Annotated in this window: 23 protein-coding genes; 12 read left to right on the forward strand and 11 right to left on the reverse strand. The window is 51.9% G+C overall.

The window, feature by feature from the left end; genetic code table 11:
- Window position 1: 1 nt before the first annotated feature.
- Genes VE954_RS12180 through VE954_RS12190 form a run of 3 tightly spaced genes read right to left on the reverse strand, consistent with a single transcriptional unit; the run spans window position 2 to window position 2,620 of the window.
- Entirely contained in the window at window positions 2-1,162 is a 1,161-nt protein-coding gene (locus VE954_RS12180; RefSeq protein WP_324953056.1) for a hypothetical protein, read from the reverse strand.
- Window positions 1,159-1,851, reverse strand: coding sequence for a DNRLRE domain-containing protein (locus tag VE954_RS12185; RefSeq protein ID WP_324953058.1), 693 nt, complete (start codon window positions 1,849-1,851; stop codon window positions 1,159-1,161). The genes VE954_RS12180 and VE954_RS12185 overlap by 4 nt, the downstream gene beginning before the upstream one ends.
- Window positions 1,829-2,620: a hypothetical protein gene (locus VE954_RS12190; RefSeq protein ID WP_324953060.1), complete on the reverse strand. Its 792-nt coding sequence runs from the start codon at window positions 2,618-2,620 to the stop codon at window positions 1,829-1,831. Before VE954_RS12190 ends, VE954_RS12185 begins: the two co-directional genes overlap by 23 nt.
- A gap of 454 nt (window positions 2,621-3,074) precedes the next feature.
- Between VE954_RS12190 and VE954_RS12195 the strand changes: the two genes are divergently transcribed.
- The 3 genes from VE954_RS12195 (at window position 3,075) to VE954_RS12205 (ending at window position 6,065) form a co-directional block, all read left to right on the forward strand.
- Window positions 3,075-3,308, forward strand: a complete 234-nt coding sequence (locus VE954_RS12195) for a zinc ribbon domain-containing protein (RefSeq protein ID WP_324953214.1) — start codon at window positions 3,075-3,077, stop codon at window positions 3,306-3,308.
- 162 nt (window positions 3,309-3,470) lie between these two features.
- Window positions 3,471-3,791: a hypothetical protein gene (locus VE954_RS12200; RefSeq protein WP_324953062.1), complete on the forward strand. Its 321-nt coding sequence runs from the start codon at window positions 3,471-3,473 to the stop codon at window positions 3,789-3,791.
- A gap of 357 nt (window positions 3,792-4,148) precedes the next feature.
- Window positions 4,149-6,065, forward strand: coding sequence for a serine protease (locus VE954_RS12205; RefSeq protein WP_324953064.1), 1,917 nt, complete (start codon window positions 4,149-4,151; stop codon window positions 6,063-6,065).
- Window position 6,066: 1 nt separating this feature from the next.
- Here the strand turns inward: VE954_RS12205 and VE954_RS12210 are convergent, their stop codons facing one another.
- Window positions 6,067-6,876: an SOS response-associated peptidase family protein gene (locus tag VE954_RS12210; RefSeq protein WP_324953065.1), complete on the reverse strand. Its 810-nt coding sequence runs from the start codon at window positions 6,874-6,876 to the stop codon at window positions 6,067-6,069.
- Window positions 6,877-7,067: 191 nt separating this feature from the next.
- Here VE954_RS12210 and VE954_RS12215 point away from each other — a divergent pair, with 191 nt between their 5' ends.
- The 5 genes from VE954_RS12215 (at window position 7,068) to VE954_RS12235 (ending at window position 11,379) form a co-directional block, all read left to right on the forward strand.
- Window positions 7,068-7,235, forward strand: a complete 168-nt coding sequence (locus VE954_RS12215) for a hypothetical protein (protein WP_324953067.1) — start codon at window positions 7,068-7,070, stop codon at window positions 7,233-7,235.
- 104 nt (window positions 7,236-7,339) lie between these two features.
- Entirely contained in the window at window positions 7,340-7,876 is a 537-nt protein-coding gene (locus tag VE954_RS12220; protein ID WP_324953069.1) for a hypothetical protein, read from the forward strand.
- Window positions 7,852-8,523, forward strand: a complete 672-nt coding sequence (locus VE954_RS12225) for an SCO family protein (protein ID WP_324953071.1) — start codon at window positions 7,852-7,854, stop codon at window positions 8,521-8,523. Before VE954_RS12220 ends, VE954_RS12225 begins: the two co-directional genes overlap by 25 nt.
- A gap of 223 nt (window positions 8,524-8,746) precedes the next feature.
- Complete coding sequence (locus VE954_RS12230; RefSeq protein ID WP_324953073.1) at window positions 8,747-9,826, forward strand: ABC transporter substrate-binding protein; 1,080 nt, start codon at window positions 8,747-8,749, stop codon at window positions 9,824-9,826.
- A 35-nt stretch (window positions 9,827-9,861) separates the two neighbouring features.
- The gene (locus VE954_RS12235) at window positions 9,862-11,379 is read left to right on the forward strand and encodes a sensor histidine kinase (RefSeq protein ID WP_324953075.1); all 1,518 of its coding nucleotides are present in this window, start codon (window positions 9,862-9,864) and stop codon (window positions 11,377-11,379) included.
- A gap of 2 nt (window positions 11,380-11,381) precedes the next feature.
- Here the strand turns inward: VE954_RS12235 and VE954_RS12240 are convergent, their stop codons facing one another.
- Complete coding sequence (locus VE954_RS12240; RefSeq protein ID WP_324953077.1) at window positions 11,382-12,374, reverse strand: isoaspartyl peptidase/L-asparaginase; 993 nt, start codon at window positions 12,372-12,374, stop codon at window positions 11,382-11,384.
- Between the two features lie 159 nt (window positions 12,375-12,533).
- Here VE954_RS12240 and VE954_RS12245 point away from each other — a divergent pair, with 159 nt between their 5' ends.
- From VE954_RS12245 to VE954_RS12255, 3 genes are all read left to right on the forward strand, one after another.
- Window positions 12,534-15,443 (forward strand): hypothetical protein, encoded by a 2,910-nt coding sequence (locus tag VE954_RS12245; RefSeq protein ID WP_324953078.1) that lies wholly within the window; start codon window positions 12,534-12,536, stop codon window positions 15,441-15,443.
- Between the two features lie 111 nt (window positions 15,444-15,554).
- Complete coding sequence (locus VE954_RS12250) at window positions 15,555-16,223, forward strand: ATP-binding protein (RefSeq protein WP_324953079.1); 669 nt, start codon at window positions 15,555-15,557, stop codon at window positions 16,221-16,223.
- Between the two features lie 98 nt (window positions 16,224-16,321).
- On the forward strand, window positions 16,322-16,768 hold the full coding sequence (locus VE954_RS12255; protein WP_324953081.1) for a hypothetical protein: 447 nt from the start codon (window positions 16,322-16,324) through the stop codon (window positions 16,766-16,768).
- Between the two features lie 52 nt (window positions 16,769-16,820).
- On the opposite strand, the gene VE954_RS12260 is transcribed toward VE954_RS12255, so the two are convergent.
- The 6 genes from VE954_RS12260 to VE954_RS12285 form a co-directional block, all read right to left on the reverse strand.
- Window positions 16,821-17,177, reverse strand: coding sequence for a hypothetical protein (locus VE954_RS12260; protein ID WP_324953082.1), 357 nt, complete (start codon window positions 17,175-17,177; stop codon window positions 16,821-16,823).
- A gap of 58 nt (window positions 17,178-17,235) precedes the next feature.
- Window positions 17,236-17,751, reverse strand: a complete 516-nt coding sequence (locus tag VE954_RS12265) for a hypothetical protein (RefSeq protein ID WP_324953084.1) — start codon at window positions 17,749-17,751, stop codon at window positions 17,236-17,238.
- A gap of 247 nt (window positions 17,752-17,998) precedes the next feature.
- Window positions 17,999-19,054, reverse strand: coding sequence for a DUF1552 domain-containing protein (locus VE954_RS12270; RefSeq protein WP_324953086.1), 1,056 nt, complete (start codon window positions 19,052-19,054; stop codon window positions 17,999-18,001).
- On the reverse strand, window positions 19,008-19,304 hold the full coding sequence (locus tag VE954_RS12275; protein WP_324953088.1) for a hypothetical protein: 297 nt from the start codon (window positions 19,302-19,304) through the stop codon (window positions 19,008-19,010). The genes VE954_RS12270 and VE954_RS12275 overlap by 47 nt, the downstream gene beginning before the upstream one ends.
- 244 nt (window positions 19,305-19,548) lie before the next feature.
- The gene (locus tag VE954_RS12280) at window positions 19,549-20,298 is read right to left on the reverse strand and encodes a hypothetical protein (RefSeq protein ID WP_324953090.1); all 750 of its coding nucleotides are present in this window, start codon (window positions 20,296-20,298) and stop codon (window positions 19,549-19,551) included.
- Between the two features lie 175 nt (window positions 20,299-20,473).
- Window positions 20,474-21,985 (reverse strand): hypothetical protein, encoded by a 1,512-nt coding sequence (locus tag VE954_RS12285; protein ID WP_324953092.1) that lies wholly within the window; start codon window positions 21,983-21,985, stop codon window positions 20,474-20,476.
- 412 nt (window positions 21,986-22,397) lie between these two features.
- On the opposite strand from VE954_RS12285, the gene VE954_RS12290 reads away from it, so the two are divergent.
- Window positions 22,398-24,014: a hypothetical protein gene (locus VE954_RS12290; RefSeq protein WP_324953094.1), complete on the forward strand. Its 1,617-nt coding sequence runs from the start codon at window positions 22,398-22,400 to the stop codon at window positions 24,012-24,014.
- Window positions 24,015-24,282: the final 268 nt, after the last annotated feature.

A 24,282-nucleotide genomic window follows, 5' to 3' on the forward strand; every position in this document is an offset into this window, starting at 1 on the left:
TTTACTGGACGCTGATTTCCTGCAGGCTGGACAGGACATGATCGGCTGACATGCGCAGGCGAGCATAGGAACCGGGTATAGGAAGCTGATAGTTGCCAAAGCGCAGAGGCGTCTCCCCATCCAGACCGATGGAGACAAAGGTATTCGGTGCGGTCTGCGTGGCGCCTTCAAAGATCAGCTCGTTCGGTGCTTCATCACTGGTCAGCAGCAGGTTATGAACATTAATGCTGCTGATCAGGGTGTTCTGCTCAAGGTCGATAATGACTGATTTTGTGTTATAGGCTGCAAAATAGCTGACATCATTGAACCTGCCATTGGTTAGGGACGTCACAACAAAGTCGATGTTCTCGCCGATGGCCTTTTTATTTCGGGCCAGGTTCGTGACAGGATTCGTTATGGTGATGGTCCGGCTCGGGGTCAAGCATGACGTCTGATACCCATCTTCAAAGCGATAAAACACTTCGATCGCATAACGTAACGTGGAAGCCTGAAATATACTCTTGGGCAGGCTGAGTTGCGTAGCCGAGGCCTCCACACGGCTGGCCCAAAGCAAGGAATTGTCCTGAGCATCGGCAATACGGACTTCATAGTGATCCAGAGTGTACCCAGGCAGGGTCCATGACCAATCCAAAGTCTGGGCATTGTCGTGGACCGTTTCTCCAAGGTCACAGAGTGCAATCGGATCCAGAGTGGTTGTCGCACTTTTGACGACAAAATTATACTTGGCATAGGCTGACGAGGTTCCATCCCCATCATTGATCAGGGTGATGTTGATCCCACCGTCTGCATCACGCAGAACCTCCTCCCCTCGCATTTGGAAGCGAAAGGTGCCATCCCGTGCGGTCACCGCATCCTTGAGAAAGTAATTGGGCTTGACCTTCTGGGACGCCTTTTCGTAAGTGGGAAACATCGGAAAGGCCAGGGAGATAAACCAATTGAGGGTCTCTTTAAAATAGGTCTGACTGGGATTGATATAGGCAAAGACGCGCAGGTTGCGCAGCGCAATCGAGGTGCTCGGCAGCCCTTGGTTACTGGCATCCAGAAACTGACCGCTGATCGTTACGATATCATCGTCATTGAAGTTCGGCGATTTGCCCGGATTGTCTTCTCCCGAACAGGCGACACCAGTGAGGGCCAGGGACGCGGCGATGAATTTTCTCATGGCAGGAGGATGTCCTCGTTATTAAAGGTCAGGATAGCTTTCGGAGCGTAGGCCGAGGAATGATTCGAGGTAAAAATTTTACTCGTATTCCCGGCGTTCACATCACTCGGAATGATCTGCAGCAAAAATCCCTGTATTTTTTCGCCAGCATCGATAGCAGCTATTATGGAATCGGTAACGTTGAACATAAGCTTTTTGTGACTCAAGCCGTCGGCCACCTTTTCCACATCCGGTGACACCGGGGCCAGATCCAGCAGATCGCCTCCCGGCGTAGCCCAATCCTGATCCGACGCCAACGAGAAGCGGGAATTCCAGGTCGCGTACGGGGTCCAGTTCTGGCTCACAAAACCCAGCTGAATATTGTCGGGATTGACCGTTCCCTCATTGGCGACGAGCTGAATCTCGATATGGGCAATGGAACTGAGAATGACGTCATCCCGAAAGAGCGTGAGGATATCAGGAATGGCGAGCAGGATGCGCGTTTCATGACCATAATCCTCCTGCCCGACCGAGGCTGAGTCCGCATTGTAATTATAGGTGTTGGGCGTACGGCTCTGAATGGTGACATCAAAGACCTTGGCCTCGACGGCAATCACCGTGTCCTGCTTATCCTCTTGATTGGAACAGGCACCGATCAGGATACAGCCCAGCATGATCCAGCATGGTTTAAAACTCAAAACCGATCCCAAGGGAACCTCCATCGTAGGCGTCACGATGCATGGCAGAGCCAATCAATTTATGAAACTCTTCCCGGCGTCCATGATCTTCAAGGACCTTATGGGCCTCCAGGCGCAGCATCGAATGTTTGTTACCTTTCAGAACCACGGCGGCTTTCGCATACGTGACACCAGGCAGGTCGATCCTATAGTTTTGGCCCAGGATATCGTAGCGACCCCGCAGCTTATCAAACCGTCCCGCATCAGCCTCGACTTCGAGAAAACCCACGCGCAGAGCGATTCCCGCCTGACTTTGTTGGTAGGGATAGGGATTAAAGGTCAGCGTAAAGGAATCGATGCGCGTCTTGGCCGATCCATACGGCACATACGAACGCGAGAATCCACGCAGTTGCAGAAACCCTAAATCAAGTTTGAGGCCAGCGCCGAGGACACTGCGAGAGATTCCATAGTCAATTTCATCGAGCGCAAACTTATCGATGGAAAACATATAGCCCAAATCGAGATGAAGTCGAACCGGTTCGAAATCAAATCCAAGCCCACGGGAGACGAATTCAATGGAATCGCGGATGGTTTTTTCATCGATGTGATTGAGGCTGGCAAGTTCAAAGTCCCCAAGTCCACCCTTGTCTTGGGCCACTTCAAACTTATAAAAGCTTTTGTGGACGTCCGTCTTCTCAAACGCTCCATAGCTGGCGAGTAGGGTCGCAGCTCTGGCCTGCATCGGCATCAAAGTCCCATGAGAGAGCAAAACCAGCGGAACTGTGAAAGCCTTGAGTTTCATTGCAAGTCTCCAACGAGCCGCCTCGGGGCACGCATCACATGATTGCTGGGGAGTTGCATTATTATAGGAGAAGACGCTTAGGATGGAAAACGGAAAAGAACGGTAGCAGGCGGCAGCTGCGGTTGAGCAACCAAGGGCTTTGGTTTAGGCGCTTTTACGCTCGGCTTGGGGCACGGTTGTGGCATTTTTATTTTCTGTTGGCTTGCCGTTGTAGATCAGCTTTTGGTTCATGGCGCGCGTGGGTATGATGAGTTCCGTAAGCATTATCGTTTACAGAAGCCCTTGCCTGAAGGGGACATCCTTTGTGTGCAGGCGCGGACCTTGGAGAATTGCCCCGCTCCGCTGCAGGGCACGTTTCAACGCGTGGATTTAGATGAGCTGAATCTGAAAATTCGCGACGATCATGCCGCACGTCATGTTTACAAAGGCAGGATCAAAATACCCACTTTTTCAGATGTGGGTTGAATGGGCCTCGAGGCGGGGAGGACGGCTGCTCGAAATCAATGAGCGAAATTCCACGGTCACTTGCTCGGTCTGTTTGCAAAAGACAGGTCCGTGTGGACTGAGTGGCCTTGGTATAAGAGAGTGGTCCTGCCCAAGCGGAGTGGTCCATGACCGCGATGTCAATGCGGCAACGAACATTCTCCGTCTCGGACGTGAGACGCTGAGCCTTGGGCGGATCGCCTGATGCAAGGGATGCTCGGGAATTCATTCCCGAGAGGACGTCACGTTGCTGAGTTCGATGAAGGTTCCCAACCCCCTTTGCTTCGGCAGGCCTCCTAAGTTTGACACATCCTCAGAAGGTCCAGATTTTGCAGTTATTGCAAAGGACGCTCAGGAGGACTTTGCCATGTCAAAAAAATTAATTACGATGGGACTCATGGTCCTGACCTCATATTCCATTCCATCTTTCGCGCAAACCACGGGACAGCCGCAGCCTGAAACAGCGGCGCCCGCATCCGGAACGTCGACGGCGCCCAGCACCGGCGCCGAGGGGCGAATCCATGATGAAGGGCAGGTTCAACCGCCACGAGAAGGACAGGTCGAGACGGTTCCTGAAGGGCATGTGGAGGCTGTGAATCCCACAGTTGTCGACGCGCCAGCCCAGGATATGCAGCCCGACCTTTTCCGATTTGAGTCGAGGCTGTTTAATCCGATGCCGTCGGACTAACAGCTGAACAGGCATGCTCCCGCCAAAAGGCGGGGGCGTGCATTTTAGTAATGAAATCAGAAGGATGTTGAATATCGACCTTGTTCTTGTGGGTTCATGACAACAGTTATTGCGATTTTCGCAATTTTTTCCTTATTCTTCCAGGGCCTTACTGTTGGAAAATGCCCCGACACCGTAGTTTTCACCGACACATGAGCCAGCTTTGGCTGCCCGATTGCCCATAAATTCCTACGCATACTCCAGGTGTTAGCCAAAGTCGAAGGCGTGACACTCCTTTCACGAAACTTGCATTCAATAAGATAAGAGCCATATCCCATCGAACGATCCCAAGGCCACCTGTGTCCAGGAGGGTGAAGCATGTTGCATAGACTTTTGATTATCATGTCTCTCCTGCCATGCTTCAGCTCATCCGTGAGTTCGGCCAATCCTATCAAGAAAACCTTTCAGTACTCCGTCGTTGAAGTGCTGATCGATCGAGTCAAAGATGAAAAAGCCGAGCTGAACCGTCCCATTCCCCTGCAAAAAATTCCGTTTAAACAGAGAACCGATTCTTATATCTCGATTGGAACGGCCTGGTTTATCAATGACAAGGAATTATTTTCAGCCGCCCATGTTTTTCAGGCGAACTTTGCGCCATTTACTCAAAACTTCTATGTGCGAAATATCTTTGGCGAAGTCTTTGCGGTGGATGCCGTGACCCTTTATTCGAACCGTTTTGATATTGTCAGCTTTACGTTAAAGACCTATCCCAAAAAGATCGTTCCGGTTTCGGTCACCAAATCCTATGGCATCGGCGATGACGTCTGTGTTCCGGGCAATGCACTCGGCCAGGGCATTAGCCTGCGCTGTGGTGGGCAGATTTCCTCTCTGTCCCCTGAACCCAAGAACGGTGAGTGGAAGGAAATTTATTTTTCAACGCCCGTGAGTCCTGGCAACTCGGGTGGTCCCTTAATTGATAGCAGTGGACGGGCCCTTGGCATTGTCATCCGTAAGATTCAGGGCGAGGACCTGAATATCGCGATTCCTTTCAATGAGCTGACCAAACTCAAGTCACGGCTGGAATATCTGGAAAAAGACCTGGGTTTTCAGAACAAGGTCGTGCGGCCGCTTTATGCCAAGAGTGATCTGGCTATCGCGTCCCATCAGATCATGCCGATGATGGACTGGATGCGGCTGCTGATGGCCGGAACCAACGATCACCTGATGAAAATGGCTCGGGTTTACGAATCAGGTTGGATCAAAAACGGTGTTCTTAATTCCAAAGGGGCGAAAAACTATCTCAGAAACCCGCGTAAGGGATCCTTCTTCACTCATGTCAAGTTCGTCAACCAGGATCTTTCTCAGGTTGATGGTGACGAAGGGGAACTGGAAAAATATCGAAAAACCAAAAGACGCATCCTGCTCCAGCGCATTGCCGAGAAATCCCTATTCTTCATTGGTAAAAATCGAGGCGAAAGAATTGAGACCCTGCTTTCGAATCCCAAGGAGATTATGGACTCCATTCTGTCCACAGGACGTGTGATGTCTCGCAAGGTGGTGGATGAGGATCTCTTCTATACAACCCTGGGACCGCCCACCATCGCGAGTCTAACCACGGATCTGCTGGGCCGCAATTGGTTGATGTACAGCTGGAAAATGAATGAAATCGAAAGCACGGCCGCGCTTCTCTGCACACCACGCCCCAGCGATGTGGCCTGTTTCTTTCATACGCATGAAACGATGCTGACACCCGAGACGGTAGCCGCCATGTTCCGGGTGGATATTTCGGAGTTTACTCTGAGTTACTCGGGTTCCAGCAGTGAGTGGACTGAATTCCTGGCAGCCAGCAATCGCTTTAAACCCAATTTCATGGCAGGCGTTGCCATCAGCCGAGCCGATGGCAAAATCAAGATTGCGGTGCAGGAATTATCCATCGCCTTTCCGGGAACCCAGGACACCCATGATTCCATCGTTCTGACATTTATCCCTGACGTGATCAACCCGCTCAAGCAAAATGCCTATGCGATTTCGTATATCCCTAATCTCGCGGAACGTATTATCGTGTCGGCCATGAGAGTCTATAAAGCAGGTCGGAGTCCAGCCGACATGAATGAAGGCGTGTTCCGAACCAAGGCCGGCCGCTATATGGCGACCCGGTTCATTGACCAAAAGAACAGCCCGGTGGCTTTCATGGGCTACATGTATGGCGATGAGGAGAAAAAGCTCAATCGCTTTTGGAAGAGCATTGAGTTCAGCGTTGCCACCCCTCCCGTCCTGTTAACCAACCGAAGTTGAATCACGCGGCTTCGGCCAGCTTGTGCTCGAACAGCGGCTTTTTCCGATTATTCAGCAGCTCAAGAAAATCCTCGGCACTCATGGATTTGGGGTTCAGCCATCGCTGCATCTCGTCCCAATCCAAAATAACCGGGCATCGATCGTGGCCGGCATTTTCGATTTCCGGAGTTGGCACATCCGTGATGATGGCAAAACCGCTGTCCGTGCCGCTGTCAAATCCCTCGCCCGATTCGGAAAAAGAAAAGATGGTCGGGACCAGCAGAGGTTTGTCATCGTTTGGCTTGAATTCAATGACGATTTGCCGCAGCCGGGGGTCCTTGGTTTCTGTTGGGGTTGGCTTATACTTCTTTCCTGCAGCCAGAATACGGGCCTTGCGCTCTTCCGATTGCTTTTCGAATTCCGCTTTAACCTGCGCCAGAGTTACAACTCCAGCCTTTAAAAGATCCTTCACCGCCACCCATTCGTAAAACGCTTCCAGCACCACAAAGCCATGATGCTTCATGAACCCCACCGACCAGAAATTGCTCAGCAGATTGTCCCGCCGGGCATTGAAGGTGGTGTATTTTTTAGGGTTGGCGATCGTATGAGGCGGATAGGCGCCATACCGCATTAACTCCGATGTAAAACTTTCACCCTTGCCTTGGTGAATCACCGGGCCATAGGAGCCAGGGAAAATCCGATCGCGCAGGGGTGGGAAGCGCTTGGAGTCTTCGGTTGCGGCCTTTTCATAAATGTCCTTTTGATCCCGAACCATGATGGGCAATCCGCTGTTTTTGTCGGTCCATCTTTTTACGAGTGCGGAGTAGCACATAGCAAAGTCCTCCCAGGTTTTCTCTTAGCAAAAGTTAGCCTAAAACCGCAAAACCGAGCAGACTCTTTTTGCAGTCAAGGTTGTGCTTGTTTGCTGCCAAAATGACCGTAGTCGCAGCGAAATACCCATTTTAGAGTGAAGGACTGGTCCCTGCGGGCGCTACTCAGAACCCTGTATGATGGAGGCAATCCGTGCTGACGGCTCAGTTACCCAGCAATGAAGAAGAACGGCTCAAGGAACTTTTGGAATACAGAATTTTGGATACCATGTCTGAATCCGCCTACGATGAATTGAGTCATCTGGATGCTGGAGCGAAATTTCGATCCATTGACGCCAGGCAAAAATTTCCCCCCTCATGACCTGACAAAGTCTCAAATGTTATAATCAGGTCAATCAAACCAATGGAAAACGGATTCTGCGCAAGTCCTGGCAGAACCCCTTCGCACAGGGACGGGCCCTCGGGATGCTTAAGATCATCTATTGGCTTTTGGGGCCAACGCTTCTTGTCTGGGGCGCGTCCTGCTTTGTGGTGAGGGACGGCCATCCGGATCTCACTTCGGTGAACCTGCAGCGTCAATGGAAAGGTCAGCCATGGACGGGACTCGTCGTCAGCTTTCATGACAATTTTCGACCAGCCCTGCTGAGCACGTACCTTCAAGGTCAGCGGCACGGCGTGGAACTTTCCTGGTATCACAATGGTCATCGCGAACGGGAACAGCATTACCGTCACGGCCGTTACCATGGTCTGGCCCAGACCTGGTATGAGAATTCCCGAATCAAAACCTGGCGCTCCTATCACGAAGGCCTGGCCCATGGAGAACAGTGGACCTGGGGACCCGAAGGTCAGGTTCTTGAGTACAATCTTTATCAGATGGACCAAGAGATCACCCACAAAACCTGGACCTTCGATGGCAAGCCTTTTCACAATTATGTTTATCAAAACGGCGAAAAAGTCGGGATTATGGGAGAACCATTTTGCAAGCGCAAAAAGCAGCTCTGATTTGGGCCTTGGTCCTTGGTTGTCAGAAGCCGGAATCAGCTCAGGATGCCATCGCTCGTAGCCGTGGGACTTTGATTGATCAGGTTAACGAGGCCGGAGCGGGCGTGCCCTTTTACACAGCGAAGACTTTGAATCCTACCTGGGACCCGACGCAACCCATTGTACAGATGCCTGACGCGGAATGGGTTGACCAAAATGCTAAGAAGCACGATCGTTCGCTGTTTCTGGGCCGAACGTCGGTGGTTGCGTTCATGTTCACCTCCTGCAGCGGCTTTTGTCCCTTTGTCGTGCAGGAATTAAAAAAAGTCGCCAAAGCCACGTCGGGTTCCAATGTGCAGTATGTTGTCTTCACCGTCGATCCCGAGTTTGATACGCCCGAGCGATTGAAAGCCTTCGCGGAAGCTCATCAGGTGGATCAGAAAAACTGGCATTTTTTACGCGGCTCAGCCGTGAAATCTTTGATCCAGGACACCTTGGCAAGTCAGGTTATGGCAAGGCCAATCGCCAACGGCCGGGACTTTGTCCATGCCGGGCATTTTTATATTATCGATGACATGGCTCGCCTGCGTGGCATTCTGAATGGCACGGAAATCAGTGTATCGACACAAGCCAGGAACCTCATCCAACGCCTTCCTCCCGCCTTATAAGATTCACAAGCCAGGCCCCATCATTCGCCAGGCCCGGGCACGCGCCTGGGCTTTGATCTATTCCGACCTGGTTCCACCAGGCTCGGGCATGATGATTAGTACTCAAGTTGCTGAAGGCCTTACTTTAAATCTGGTACAAATTGACTGGAACTGTTGAATGGTTTAAACCCAGACACGAAGCGAAAGCTTTTTTTCGTCTGATACTTATCATCAGGAAATTTCGATGAAACAGTATTTTTCCCTACTGCTTATATTCGTGTTGATGGGTTGGTCACCCCATGTTTTTGGCGCCAATGCCAAGCCGCTGGGTTCGCCTGATAAACCCATCCGTGTCGCGCTCCTGATTGATAAAATGGATATGTTCTGGACCCATTTTGTCCGCATTATGAATGTTGCAGCGAACCAGCTTAAGATGGACGTCCAAGTCTATCATGGGCATGAATCGCATCTCGCCATGATTCAAAAAGCCGAACAACTGGCCCTATCTCCGGACAGGCCTGATGTCCTTATGTTCAAAAGTTTTAAAGGCAATGGTCCGCAAATCATGCAAATGGCCGCCCGGCATCAGGTGAAAACCTTTGCGGTGAATGCGAGCCTGGAATTGAAGCCTGGTGAGGCTGCTGCGTGGCCTCACCTCATCGGGGAACTCCTGCCCGACGATGTCCAGGCCGGTTATGAGCTGGTGAAAGCTCTGCGCGCCGAGATGCGAAACAAGAACATAGCACATGTCCATTTGATTGCTATCAATGGGGACCAGGCGGATTCACCCGCCAGGCTGCGCGCCATAGGTTTAAGACGTGCGGTCAGCGAGTTCAAAGATATCACCTTGCATCAAGTGATCGCGGATGCCTGGACAGCGCCAACGGCGCCGGAACAATTCGAGCTTTTGAAAAAGCGCTATCCGATGATCAACGCCGTTTGGGCCGGTAATGATGCCATCGCTTTGCGAGTCGTAGAGAAAGCGAAAACGATGGACTATGTATTGGGACAGAATTTATTTATCGGCGGCATTGATAGCTCGCCCGAGGGCCTGGCGGCGATCAAAAAGCGCGAGATGGTGACCAGTGTCGGTGGTCATATTCTGGATGGGGCCCGATCTTTGATTGTACTCTATGATTATTTTAAGCTGGGCCAGTTCAAGGAAAAACTCTGGATGACACCGATGGTTCCTGTGACCTTGGCGAATGTGGATGCGTACCGCCGGATTATAGATCCGCAATCGTCAACGCCCGTGGATTTTACGCAGTATTCCAAATGGCTTCACCCTAAAGCCTCCTATGACTTTAATTTTCTGAAGGATTGATCCATTCCAACAGGGGAGAGAGGGGTAAGCCATTTGTGAAAAAAATATCATTCAGAATGTTTGGTTCGGCCTCTCCCCTTTCCAAAAAGCTTGCGCTATCGATTATCATTTACAGCTCGATCGTGGCTGTCTTTGTGACATTTATTCAGCTCTTCTATGATTATCAAAGGGACATTGATGATGTGAATCTGACCTTTGAGAACATCGAGAAGAGTTATCATGGAATCACGGCGACTGCGCTGTGGCATGTGGATCTGGAAGCCGTTCAGAAAATATATCATGGACTGGAGGCGCTACCGACGATCGATCATGTGAAGATAACTTTTGCGGAAGGACCGGTCACAGGCAAGGACCCACCCCAGTCCGCGGCTATTGCGGTTCACACGGTCAACCTTTACTACCAGCATGATGGCCAGGCCCGATACGTGGGTGAGCTCACTTTAGGGTCAGACATTAGCCGTATTTACCGCAATCTTGGCAAAAAGCTGCTTCTCATCCTTTTTGCCCAAGGAACCAAAACCTTCCTGATGGCGATTTTCATGCTTTTCATTTTTGAAAGGCTTATCATGCAACATCTGCGCTCCATCGCCGCCTACGCTCGGCAGATGAGAATCGAAAATAATAAGGTGCTGCCGCCATCATGGACAATTTCCAATGATGTTCAGGGCGAATTGAAAGACGTTGTCCAGGCGCTAAACGAAATGCGGCTCAACATTGGACGATCCTATGAGGAGCTCGAACGTGCGGAGCATCAACTGAGAGTCCTGAACGCCAGCCTTGAAGAGGAAGTGCAGAAACGTATTCAAGAGAATGAAAAGCAGCAGATGCTCATCCAGCATTCGGCGCGACTGTCATCTTTGGGTGAGATGGCCGGCAGCATTGCGCATGAGATCAACAATCCGCTCACCATCATCGCCGGCTACATCCGCATCATACGTCAGCACCTTAAGAGTGAGCATCTCTCTCCGGAAAAACTGGAAAGCTTTGGCGAAAAAGCCGAAAACACCGTTCGCCGTATCACCGCCATTATCAGTGGGCTTTTGCGACTTTCAAGAGTCGATCCCGCCAACGGACTCTTGAACTATGCGATCAACGAGATCCTTTGGGATACGGCCAGTATTTGTCGTGAAAAGTTTGCCAGCCGGGGGATAAAATTCGATGTCGAGATACCTTCGATCCATATCTGTACGGCCTGCCGGCCAGCTGAAATTGGCCAAATTGCTCTTAACCTTCTGAATAACGCCTTTGATGCTGTCAAGAATATGCCCGACCCTTGGATCGCCCTCACACTGGATGAACAGGATGGGAAGGCCGTGGTCGCTGTGTCTGACAGCGGACCGGGAATTCCAGAGGCGATACGCGAGCGCATCAAGGAACCATTTTTCACCACAAAACCTTATGGCCAGGGCACCGGCTTGGGCCTGAGTATTTCGCATGCGATTGCCAGCGAGCATGACGGGCGTTTGTACCTGGATGAGCAAAGCCCGCATACGCGGTTTGTGGTGGAACTGCCTGTCATCGCGTGTGTGACGCCGATCGACAGGTCTTCTTGAAATTATTGGAATCGAACGGTGATTTTTCCATCCGCATGAACCGTGGCGTGCAGCATCGCTCGGGAGTTATAGGAAGCATGCGTCTTGCCGTTGCGATCGACGGCGATGATTCCTCCCGATCCGCCCGCCTTCAAAAGTTCGTCCTTGATCAGTGTGTCAGCAGCCTGAGGCAGGCTCAAACCCTGGTAGCGCATGCGAGCTGTAATATCATGAGCCACGGCATAGCGGATGAAATATTCGCCGTGTCCCGTGGCTGAGATGGCCGCACTTCGGTTATCAGCATAGGTTCCCGCACCGATAATAGGAGAGTCCCCAACGCGTCCCGGCAGTTTCGCTTTGAAGCCTCCCGTTGAGGTTCCAGAGGCAAGATTTCCACAGCGATCCAGGACGGCCGCGCCCACGGTTCCAAATTTTTCTTCACCTGGAGCTGGCCTATAACCAGCTTTTTTGTCTTTTTCCTTCCCATCAAAATAATCTGGCTTAACCAGCTGAATCTGACGCTTCGATGCAAAATCCTCGGCACCGCCGGCCACCAGCAGGACGTGTTCGGACTGGTCCATCACAGCTCGCGCGGCCAGAATAGGATTTTTGATGGTCGTGACAGCGGCCACCGCGCCTGCTTTCAAAGTGGTTCCATCCATAATGGATGCGTCCAGCTCATGCTTGCCCAGACTATTGGCAATGGCCCCACGTCCAGCGTTGAAAAGAGGATTGTCTTCCAAAGCGACGATGGCTTCTGCAACAGCATCCACGGCCGTGCCGCCCGCCTGCAAATTTTTATGCACGCGGCCCATGACGTCTTCCATGGCTCGCCGATAAGCCGCTTCATTTTTCTGTTTGAAATCCCAGTCGCCTGCACCCCCATGGACGATGGCGGCGAATCCCTGCTGCTTTTGACAGGGACTGGTTTTTACTTGAGGAGCCGCATCGGCTGCCATCAAAGCACTGGACGTGAGGAGTGGAATCAAGGAGAGCCCAGAAAAGCTTTTTATCATTGTGATGTCACCTGTATTTTCGTGAATTGAACAGTTTATGTATATGATTTTGGGCCGCTTTTGCAAGCGGGGGGCAACAGATTCACCCAAAATTGCAGCATCAGCAGCTCCACTCCGTCCTCTTCCTGAATTTGACCCTTGTCAGGAAGGGGATACACCATGCTCCATCGCGCAGCTTCAGCTCTAAGCCTCTCTTTAATCGGATTTGCTCTTGCTTTGCACGCGGCGTCCGCAATCGCGCAGAATCGCCCTGGTACGAGCGATCCTGTTTCGGTTGACCTTGTGGCCGATGCGGGATTTGAGCAGGGGGTAACAGGATTTGAAATGCGTGATGGCGGTGACATTCAGGTGTCCACCAGCCGTCCTTTGGTGGGGCGATCGAGTCTTCAGGCGCGTTTTGCGACAGGGAGCAGTGAACTGTGGTTCGAGAGTCGTCTTGATACGGCCACACAGCGTGTCGCCAGTGTGAAAGCATCGGCCAGGATCCGCAACGATGCGTCGCGGAACGTGGACTTTTCCATCTGCGCCTCGGCTTATGATAGCGACTGGGCCCTGGTTCGTGCCTGTACGCCTTATCATCTCACGCCCGGTCAAACGGTTGAGGTCAGTGCCGCATTGGTGTTTCCTGCGCAACAGGTCCTGGAACGGGCTTTTCTCGTTATCGATAATGAATCGCAGGCGGCTCTTGATCTGACACTGGATGAAGCTCATCTGATCATGGTTTATCAAACCATTGCAGGGGGAACCAATCCGGGCCCTACGGACCCTCTCCCGAATCCTGATCCGAATCCTGCGGAGGACCCGTTGGTTAATCCTGGCCCCTTGCCGGCGATTACTGCCCATCCTCGACTTTGGATCACGGCCCAGGATCTGCCGCGACTTCGCCGTTGGGCTCATGCCGGTAACCCCATGTTTCAAGCTTTAGTACAGTATGCGGGATCCATCAAGGCTGAGATGATCGCCGGCCGTATTCCGTCGGGTGATATCGGAGGGGCCACGTGGGTCGGCGACCCCTCTGAGAGTTATGCCACACTCTTTGCTTTTCTCTCGCTGCTCGAAGCTGATCCTGTGCAAGCCAAGGATTGGGCTACGCGCGCCCGCACTCTGCTCATGCATGTGATGGATCGCGCAGCCCAGGGACGTCACGCGACGCTGCCGTTTCGTCAGGAAGATTTTGCCACCAACGATCGAGGCCGCTGGTGGGGTGAAAGTTTCGGTCTGACCGTCGATTGGATTTACCCGTATCTGAGTGCCGCGGATAAAGCGACCATTCGTCAGGTTTTCTTACGCTGGACTCGTGAGCTGATTCAGGAAAGCTATCATCACCCTCTGCCCGTGAATACCTTGAATAACGAGCTGCTGATCCGTGATCGCGCGCAGGTGCGTTGGGCGAATAACAATTACTTCAACGCCGCCATGCGCAATGTCGGACTTATGGCCATGAGTCTGGACCCAATTGATGATCCAACCGGTGAGCTGCGGGGACGCTTGCATTATGCCGCGGGGTCGTGGCTTTATATCGTCGATCATATGCAGAGGACCGCGACACGAGGCGGACTGCTGGCGGAAGGATTTGAATATGGTCCCCAATCTCTGGCCTATCAGGCCCAGTTTCTTTGGGCGTTGAAAACCTCGGGCTTTGATCAACCGGCGTTTTTCGGGCCGCAGGTTAAGTTTGAAAACCCATTCTGGAAAGATGTTCTACCGGCCCTTTTACATTCGGTTAGCCCGGGTCCGGTGACACTTCCCGAGGTGGGCTCAGTTTATCAACCTTCCTGGTTTGGGGCGGGTCAGCGCTTTATGCTGCCTGATTTGATTCCCGCGCTCGCGCCTTTGGCGTTCAAGGCCATGTCTGAACAGGATCAAACGACCCTTCAAGCGATCCGGTGGATTCAAACGCATATGGTTCCTGGCGGCGCGGCGGAACTTATCGATCGCGTCCGTCGACCCACATCGGCCATGGAATCGATTTTATATTTTATGCTGTTTGATCCACAGGCGCATCCCGCATCGGATCCCCGTCCGGCTTTGCCTTTGGCTCATTTTGCCGATGGAATAGGCCGCACTCTGGCCAGGACAGACTGGACTCCGAATGCCAGTTGGTTCAGCTTTGGTTTGAGTTGGGCTGGCATTGATCATCAGACAGGCGACGGCCTCAGTTTTGATTTTCATCGTAAAGGGGAATGGCTTACCAAGCGTCGCATCGGGTATTCTGAAGTCGATTTTGCGATGTCCGATAACCATAATACACTGGCTGTGGAAAATGCCAGGCCCGATCATGATGACCAACGGCGCAACGAAATGTGGCGTCGCGGATCTCAGGATGCCTTGGGCGTGGAAAATAATCCGCAGGTCCTGGCTCGTATCAGCCGCAGTGAATATGTTTATGTTCTGGGTGATGCCACCAGCCTTTATAATTCGGAACACGAAGGAACCCATGATGTCAGTCACGTGAGTCGTTCCGTGGTTTTCTTAAAGCCTGATTTTGTCATTACCTATGATCGGGCCGAGACGACTGTGGCAGACCGCTTCAAGCGCTTTCATTTGCAGCTCCCAGCCACAGCGAACATTCAGGGTAAGCGGGCGAGCATGACGAGCGCCAAGGGGCAGCAGCTGTTGATCAGCAGTCTCCTCCCTGTGCAAAGTACACTCCAAGTGGCAAGGCTTGGACCAGAATTGACGGGCAGCGCAGCCCGATATGATGACATTACGCATCGATTCACCGTTGAAGCTGTTGGGAATCCTACCCAGGCGCGTTTTCTTCATGTCCTGCAGGGAGTCGATCGTGGCCAAACTGCAGCCGCCACGACTCTGATTCATAGCTCCAGTGGGCAGGCGATGAGCGGGGCTTTGATTCACAATACGGTCGTACTTTTTCCATATAATCTGATTGCCATCAATAACGTGAGCTATACGGTTCCCGTGACAACCGCCCATCATCTAATTACGGGCCTGAAACCAGGGGCTTTCTTTACGATCAACAGGATGGTCAACGGATCGAGCCTGAACGTGACTCTGCAAGCCGGAGGCACGATGCAAGCCGATGCCGCAGGGACCCTATGGTTTTGACTCTTTGATTTTCGCAAATTGAATATATGGGAAATAAAGCTTACTCTGCTCATACGACAGACACCATAGAGTCGAGGGCTTTTGCTTCCAACCCCATGATTCGAGACGAACATGTCAACCATCAGAATGGTTTGCGTCGGCTTTTTCCTGGCCACGATGTTTCTTCTCTCCTCCTCGGTCCAGGCGGCGGATGTCGAATTCCGCCACGCGGTTCGGGGCGAAGTTGACCTGAAAGGTTGGAATGGCGAGACCTCTGGGGTGGACCTGATCCAAAGTGTGATGACCCATCTGCTGCGCAATTCCATCGATCATGGTTTGGAATTCCCCGAGATTCGGGAAGCCCAAGGCAAACCAGCCCAGGGACGCATCACCATCAGTGCGCGTCCCGAAGGCTCCCACTTGCAGATTGACCTGGCTGATGACGGCGCCGGACTCGACCTCGACCGCATCCGCACGCTGGCTGTCGCAAGCAGTCGTCTCCACTCAAGTCAGTCGTTATCGGATCTGGCATTGGCGGAATTGATTTTTGAAGATGGACTTTCCACGAAGGCCGAGGTGACTCAGATCTCGGGTCGCGGCGTAGGCATGAGCGCAGTCCGCAGAATTTTGGAAGGAAGTAGCGGCAGCATTGCGATCTTGCTGCCGAGCGTAGGTTACGACCGCAAGCATGTGCGGATCGCGTTCCGGCTGCTCCTGCCTCAGGATCTTTGGCAATCTCCAGGTGACCGGAGATCGACGACCGTTCCACAAACGGTGAAGTTTCAGCGAAAAGTACTCTGAAAATTTCTTCCCAAAAAATCAGACTCAGTTGGCCAGCCAGGCCTCAACATTTCCATCGAAACCGTGTAGCACTAGGGCACCAGCTAAGGAGGCCCTCTATGAACATGTTGAAAGCCATTATTTTCAGTCTCGCCGGTTTCGCTGCCAATGCTCAGTCGGCCGAGATTATCTCGACCAACAGTATGGCATGCACCAAGGATATCAATCTCTGGGGTCACGCGAGTCGTTGCGCCTGCCCTGTTTCGAGTCTTTATGATCCAAGACTGGGTGCCTGCGTGATCGGTACCTACGAACCTATTATGGTGAGCGGTCAGATCCTGGCCGGTTTGGGCGCCATTGGCGGCGAAACCACAGGCATCGCCCTGCGGACCTTTGAAAATCCAGAGATCAGCTATGAGCTGGTTCTTAACAAAGTGGACTCAAAGAAACTATCTCAGCTGAATGGTTTGCCCTTTGAAGTGGAAGGGGATTTTATCAATCTTCCCGGCGTGGAAATTCCATCGCGCCCGGCCATCATTGTCAGGGAACTGCGTTGGCTTGATTAAGGCCTGCGGTCGAGCTGCTGGCAGCACGTCATAAGGCTGCCAGCTACGGTCCTTACTCCGGCACCACAAAGGCCTGGAGCGGATTGAGAACTTTAAACGGCATGCCTTTTTGTAAGCCCACTTCATCCCAGGTAAAGAAGATCTCTTCACCGTCTGGTACCAGAACTTTACAGTTGTCCGCTTTTAGACGCGTGAGCTGCAGCTGAGGTGGATAGGATTCCAGTGTGTAAACCTGGAAATCATTCTTGACCGTACAGCCTCCTGAATAAACGTAATACGTGATGCCCTTACTGCCGACCCGCAAACCCAGCAAGGCTTCCTGCCTTATTGCCTCGGGATGAGCCGAAGCCATCGTGGTCATCGAAAGAAGCAGGGAGAGAGAGCAAAAACCAGTTAAAGCGAATTTCATAAATCCTCCTTATTCAGCCATGTATAAGACAACGAGCATGAAATATGCCAGCGCGATTTCACAAGGGTTCGTAAACTCCAATCACACGTGCATTCCATGGACAATAATTCTTTACTTTCTGCAGCCATTCCTTTTTGTTCTCTTCCACATAGGACGGCCGTCCATCGCACAGCTCAATCGTGACGTCCGCAAAGGTCAGTGAGTCAGGAACTGCATGAAAGGTCCAGAGGCCACTGCATGAGGCCCCATCGGCGAGCATCATCAAAGGTACTTTGAGTTTTCCTGAAGCCAGAAGGCCGTGAGCCTCGGCAATGGCTGCGGCCGACGTGGTATAGACCCAGAAATCCTCCCCAACAATATCAAACTGAATCATGGCTCCTTGATTGCGTGGCGTATAGTCCGCGTGGGCAGCCTCACAAAAGTTGTTGAAAAACCGTGCCGGTCCTTGCGCGCCGTTCGCATCTGAACATACAGGAGCATAGACGGCAGGACAGAGCAGGCGTGATGCCGTAGTGGTCGAAGCCTGGCTGAGACCTGCCCACGATGCGAGGATCAAAAGTGAGACGTTTTTCATGTCTTGTACTCCGATACGGAACGTTTCCGCCTGTCTCCCTGACAAGCTCTGAAGTCGTTCGTTAGTCGGCGCCAAGCAAGCCGAGGACCAAAACTTAAGTCGTGATAATCCGGAGAGAAAAGAATTGGCTGGATGGCCGTGCACGATGGAATGTGTGCAGAATTCTGGAGCTCATGTCCAGCTTTCTGGATGGGATCGGAAGGCTATAAAATAAGCCGAACGAGCAGCGTTCGGCTGGTGTCGTGCATTAACCCACGACTTCCTTGAGAGGTCCACTGAAACTGGCATTGCCAATCGTTTGAATATCGGTTTGTCCCATCAGATGAGCAAAGCTCACCAGCAGATGGTTCCAGGGGGTGTTGGCGTTGCTGTTGTACTGATCATACGCGTACTCGACTAATCGTCCGCCCGGCAATTTACCACCTAAGCGTCCAGCCAGGAACGCTGGAATATTCACACCATCATGGTTGTTGGGATTCTCGCCAATATCACTGGACACCAGCATCAGCGTCTCGTCAAACAGAGTCCGGTCCCCCAGTTTTACACCTTTTAACTGAGTGATCAACGCGGCGACTTCCGTCATGATGGATTTTTGAATGGCATGAAACGCTGGGGTATTGGCGTGCGATAAACTATGATAGGCGATCCCAGATGCCGGATTGCCTTCGAACGTGAACTCCCGATCCACATCCGAAAAGCCATACTGCAAAAGTCCAACACGCGTGATGCCGCAGGCCAGGGCCTGGACCATCATTTCCCGATTGACTTTGTTGATGGCCGCGGTGGCTTCGGTCCGATGATACCACTTGGGCCAGCTATTGGGATCGACACCTCCCGCCGTGGGTATGATGCCTTCCAGAGCCTTTGGATTGCAGGACACGCTGGACACGGGCGAGGTTTGATTGCTGATGGATTCCTGACGTTTAATTTCCTTGCCGAGATCATCCAAAGCCAGCACATGCGCTTCAAACATCGAGCCTTCCAGGGGGCCCAGTTTACGTTTCACCTGGCGAAGGTCATCACGGATAAAATCAATAATACGCTTGCGTCCCTGCTGAATATCGATCTGCGCCAGGCGCAAGGCTCCGGAACCGCCCGCGCTCGGCGTGAAGCTTCCAAAAATATCAGCATAAGCCGCACCCGGGTTATCCTGAGCTGGTTGAGGCTGACCGTTGTCCCGGAACGAAACCGGTTTCTGTCCATCGAAACTGGAATAGACGCCCAAGGCAACCAGACGCCGCAGCGTGTTGCCTGGTTCAATCGACGGCGTGGATTTCGGCGAGCTGGTGAATGATATTCCCAAACATGAAGCCTTTGATACGGTCATGACCCCGGAAAAATTTTTTAATAGCAATCGATTGAAAGGCTATTTGAAATTTGCCGAGATCCTGATATTGGTTGGCGCGCAGTCCGCCGACCAGGTCAGCTCCTAAGGGAACGGCATCCAATGAATTTCCGGTGGCTATGGATTCAGGTTTGGGAGGCCGCTTTTTGGAGCAGGCGCTTATTTCGAACAGAAGAAAAAGGCAAAGAGCTGACATTATAAATCGCATAAGAGGCTCCCGGCGTACGGATTTCCAGACAGTAGGATGATGGTATCGACGTCATGGGATTCCTCGACTGTGGTGCCTCGTAGACCTGTTATTTAGCAGTATTCGTGCCTTACCCTGTTATTTTCAGGGCTTGAAAAATCGCCAGCTTGGGATCCTTTGCGGCGAAAAAAGTCCAGACTGCAGGTTCAGAAGCCGGACCCTGTCGGCATCCTGGACAGTTCCCAGCCGATGGTCCGGCACCATGTCAGGTGCAGTTTTCGAGGACGTAGTCAACCCGGGGAAGATCACGAGTCATCACGTTGGGGACGGTGGTTGATGTCCCCTTGTTCAGGGTCAGGACGATCAACATGGCGAGAGTTCTCTTCGCCGACTCCATGGTCTGGCAAGGGGGACTGATGCGACGCATGAGCTGCATGGAGCGCACGAATTCAGTGTCGTTGGCAATGGGACCCATAGCCATGTTCTGATATTCGAGAGAGGCTTCTATGGTATCGCCGGCCAAAGTCAGAAGACTCACATCAACCTGCAGGCTTTGACCGGTGGACAGCATCCCCAGCGCTGCATAATAGAATTGAGGGAGGATGACGGGTACCAGACGCTTGCCCTTGGGGATGGTTGCATCCATCGCGACCAGGCATTGGATCGAGTCACTGGCCAAGGTTTCAAGTTTCAGACTGAAGTTTTCTGTCGTGAGTTTGATTGTACTGTCCGTCGTTTCCAGCTTTTTCGCATAGCTGCAGTATTCATTATATTTTTCATTGGGCTTCACGAGTACGATGGGTGGTGGTGGAACAGGCTTGGGCTCGTCAGGCAGGACCACGGGAATGGGTTCGATGGCAGTTTCTTCCTCACGCTCTTCGGGAACGATGATGTCCGATTCCACAATCTGGTCGGCTGATGTTGTCGTCTCTTCCACTGTGCCTTCCAGCGCTTTTCTTTCCTTGCACGCAGGCATCAAACCAAGAAAAAGGATCACAAGCATGAGTCGAATCATGGAAAGGTCCCCCGGTCGTGAAAAGACTCGGGGGTATCGGTCCTATGGCAAGAAACTTAAGTTTGGTGATATATAGTTAAAAATCAGTGTGTTGCAGATGCCCGAAAAAGGCCTCAAAGCGTTGGTATGGATTCGGCTTCGATTTCCACTCGCAAGCGCTGGATCCCACTGTTCTTCATTGAGCGGCATACCAAAGGAAGGGGCCACTCGATCGATAGGCTTGATTGAACTGTTTTCGATTGAGAATATTTCCGAAGGTGACGCCTTTGTAGAAGACATCCCAACCCATCTCCAGATAGCGTGGGTCCTTGCCACCGGCCCAGTAAGCGAAACCGTAGCCTTGCACGATTAACAAATTCAGATCAGGTTGGGGGCCCTGCAGATCGTCCAGCAGGCCTTCACCTTTTTGATAGCCGCATGCGGTCATATATGCGAAACCTTGGCCTAACCACGCCGTCCGGTAAAGCCAGTCCACCGCTTTCTTTACGGATTCGATCATGCGGGGATCCTGAAACCATTCGTGATACGCGATCAAGGCTTCGAAGAGCAAGCCGGTCATGAACGGTGAACCACCATAGGCATTCTCATCCGGACATTCTTCCGTATCGTGGTTATAAAGGTTATGTATCCAACCTCCATCGGTGTATTGATTCTGGGTTTTCAGAAGATTTTCCATCCTTGGTTTGACCGCATCCAGATACCTGGTTTCCCCACTCATTCGACCATAAGTCATGAGACCCAGTAAGGGGAATGCTGCTTCACGCTCCGTCCAAAATTTGTGGCCATTTTTCGGAAAGAAGAAAAAGTCGACCGGATTAGCCTTGAGAAGATAGTCCGCCATGAGCTTGCCGACGCGCAGGTTTTCGGGATCACCTGTGAGGAGATAATCGGCTTCGAGCGCACGAAGATAGAGATAACGGGTTTCCCTGCGTCCGTTCATTTTACCCGCATCTGGACCGCTTTGGACAATCTGCTCGTCACGATAGTGGAGAAGTTCGCGGCGTGCCCAACCAAAAACCTCCAGGTTACCCGTCCGAACAAAATGCAGATACCAGTTGAGACTTGTCGAATAGTATCCGTCCAGTCGAGCATCGGGTCCCCAATCATCAGATCCCTTGAGCCGATCAAAACCTTCACGCTGACGTCTATCATAACGGTCCATCGTCTCGCGATGTTTGGGGTCAGGCAAGAGTTCCGAACGCCCTGCGGGCAGGAGCCGCCCCAAGGCTGTTGTGGACGTGAGATAGTCTGCACTTGGAAACGCCACCGCTGCGGGTATGCGTGGTATCGGTGCAGCCGCTCGCGCGGGTCGTGTCGGGCTACTGTTGGCCTTTAAGGTCAGCGTGGCTGGAAACTTTTCTGCCGACCGTTCGAACTGCACAAGGGCCGAACGTACGGAACCGTCGGGCCACTGAGCCAGGGGTTTTATGAACGTCGCGATTTCATTCGTTCCATCCAGGAGGACAAGAGATTCCGTGGATGGAATCGTGCCGGGTGCAAAGGGTATCCCATTGGAGACGAGCAGTGTCCCTGTTTGTGAACCCAGGCGTTCCGCATGGAGTGTGATGCCCTCCGTGATGAGCCGAGGCGTATCCTGGGTGGCCAGTGTAGGTGATTTTCCCTCGCTGTCTGTACAGCTGAAGGTGAATACGAAACAAGTCGTTAAAAAAGTGGAAATCCATTTCATGCAGGTATGCTCCCATTCCAAAGTGTGTGCGATGGAGGACATGTCCTAGAGGACGTTCTCGGAAAGAGGCGCCTGTGAGGCAGGATTTTAATAGATCAAAAACGTAGCTTCGACAACGACGTAATTTTACACTTTATCTCTGTCATCAATTGAAGACAGATCATGAACTTTATAAGAGTACGCCTGCTCTATGCGACCAAGGGGACTGCGAAGAATTTAAGAATGAATGGGTTTTTTTTGTTCATTTTCCAACTTCAAAGATGACCGTCTAGATCCGTCATCGCATGATTTATGCCCGACAAGTATGAAATGAAAACATAAAAACTTCCATTTCTGGCCGATGAATTATGGGTAGGAGGTGGTAACCCCATACTCCGCGTCATGTATTCAACCTAGAAGTAGGGGTAGCCGTTTGAGAAACTTTATTTCGCTTTCATTACTTACAAGTTTGGTCCTGGTGAATGCCTGTGGCAAATCCAAATCTGAGGAAACTGCGTCGACTGACTCGACCGAAGAGTTGGGTGATGGTACGGAAGGTTTCGCCGTTACAGGAAGCTTGCTGCTGGGCGGTCTTTTGACTGCTGGCGTGAATATCACACACGTGGTGGCGCTCAATACGGAAAGTGGCAGAAAGCTCGCTTTCCCAGTCGACGCCGACACGGGCGAATTCCGTTTGATGATTCCTACAACGGATGAGAATGATTTCACGATCTATATCAATGCCGATGGCACGCTGGATCGCGCCAAACTCGAGAAGCAGAATCCTACAGTCGCGGTTGAAGTCGCTGACATGAGTGATGAAGAGTTGCTTGCCGCGATCAAAGAAGGCGCCGAGGAAAACGCCGGCAAAACACCTGAGCCTTCACCCTGGACACTGGCCTATGTCGATGCCACCAAAACCGGTGCTGACATGATGGTCAGCCGCTTCGCTGCGGAAACCCTGGACACCATTTCACCAACCCGTGGCAACATCGGCCTCAAGATGGGCGAAGTCACCCCAACTGTGGGTGGCGCTGCTGCAACATCGACTTCCTATGCTGATATCCTGGAAGCCATTGGCATGAGCACCGACACAGCGACAACTTTTGGTGCGATCGATGACGTTTCCTTGCGTTATATCAATCCTGATATCGACGGTGATGGTGTTTTGGACGCCGTTGTCGTGGATGCTGAAGGTGTCCGCACAGGAACGGAAGTTCGTTTCCCGCTTGATTTCCACAACCGCTTCTTAGTCCAGGCCACAGGCGGCGCCACTGTTCTTCACACAAGCCTGAAAGATAAGTTTGCTGATGACGTTGTCGGCGGTTTGGCGAACCTTAACGTTTCTTACACAGGAACCGGCATCATCCCGGAATTGGAAAAAACAATCTTCGCTTCGGCACCTACCAGCTACAAGTGGAAGTTTGAGTCGGCGTTGACTGTGCAGTCCTCGACCTGTACGGAGCTCCCATCCGGTGGAACTCTGGCCGCAGGCGACTGGTGTACCCACAACTATACTGAAGACTCGAACTATGAGCGTTATCAGTTGGGCCAGGAAGTTGCAACCCCTCCTGAAGGCACTTATGTGTTGGACGCAGGCGGAAAAGTCTTCACCTGGACCGATGTGAAAGTCTCTGATTTCAGCGCCGGCGCTGGCTTTGTGATCCTGCTGGTGAAATACAACACCAGTGATAAGGGTACAGCGGATACTGCGGATGATACACTGAGTGGTATCAGCTACAAGTATTTGAAGAAGACGACGGCGGGTTGGGTGGCTGCGACCGAGAGCGAATTGCAGCTCCTGATCAAAGGCGACGGCGGTTATATGAGCCTTAAGTTTGACTCCGATACACTCAACGTTGGCGTGAGGATTCCCAAAACTCCGACCGGAACGATTGATATCGCGACCGCTCAAATCAACACCAACAGCACAGCTTCGGGTGTGGAAACTCTGATCACCAACCTGAAGGCTGGCACTGTCCTCTGGACTCGTTTCTCCAGCGGAGCGGCGAGCTATGATGACAAGTTAGGAATGCGTTTCTTCTTCTAATCCAAAGGCCGCCGGGTTTATACAGGCGGCCTCCCAGCCTTTCCCCCTCCCTTGAGAACGATATCTTTATTTCGACTCCACCCCATTCACTTCATTATTGGCCCTGCGGCAGTCTTTCGAGGCCTCTCTTTTCCTTATCATTTCAATAGAATATCGGTTGAATCGGCGTGGATCCTGCCTGGCGAATTCAAAGGAATTAATCTTGACTGATGAAGCAATATTGGTTCAAAAGCATAGCAGGTAATCAGTTACTTAAGCTATGTCATAT

Origin of the sequence: Oligoflexus sp. (assembly GCF_035638955.1) — a bacterium.
Taxonomy (GTDB): domain Bacteria; phylum Bdellovibrionota_B; class Oligoflexia; order Oligoflexales; family Oligoflexaceae; genus Oligoflexus.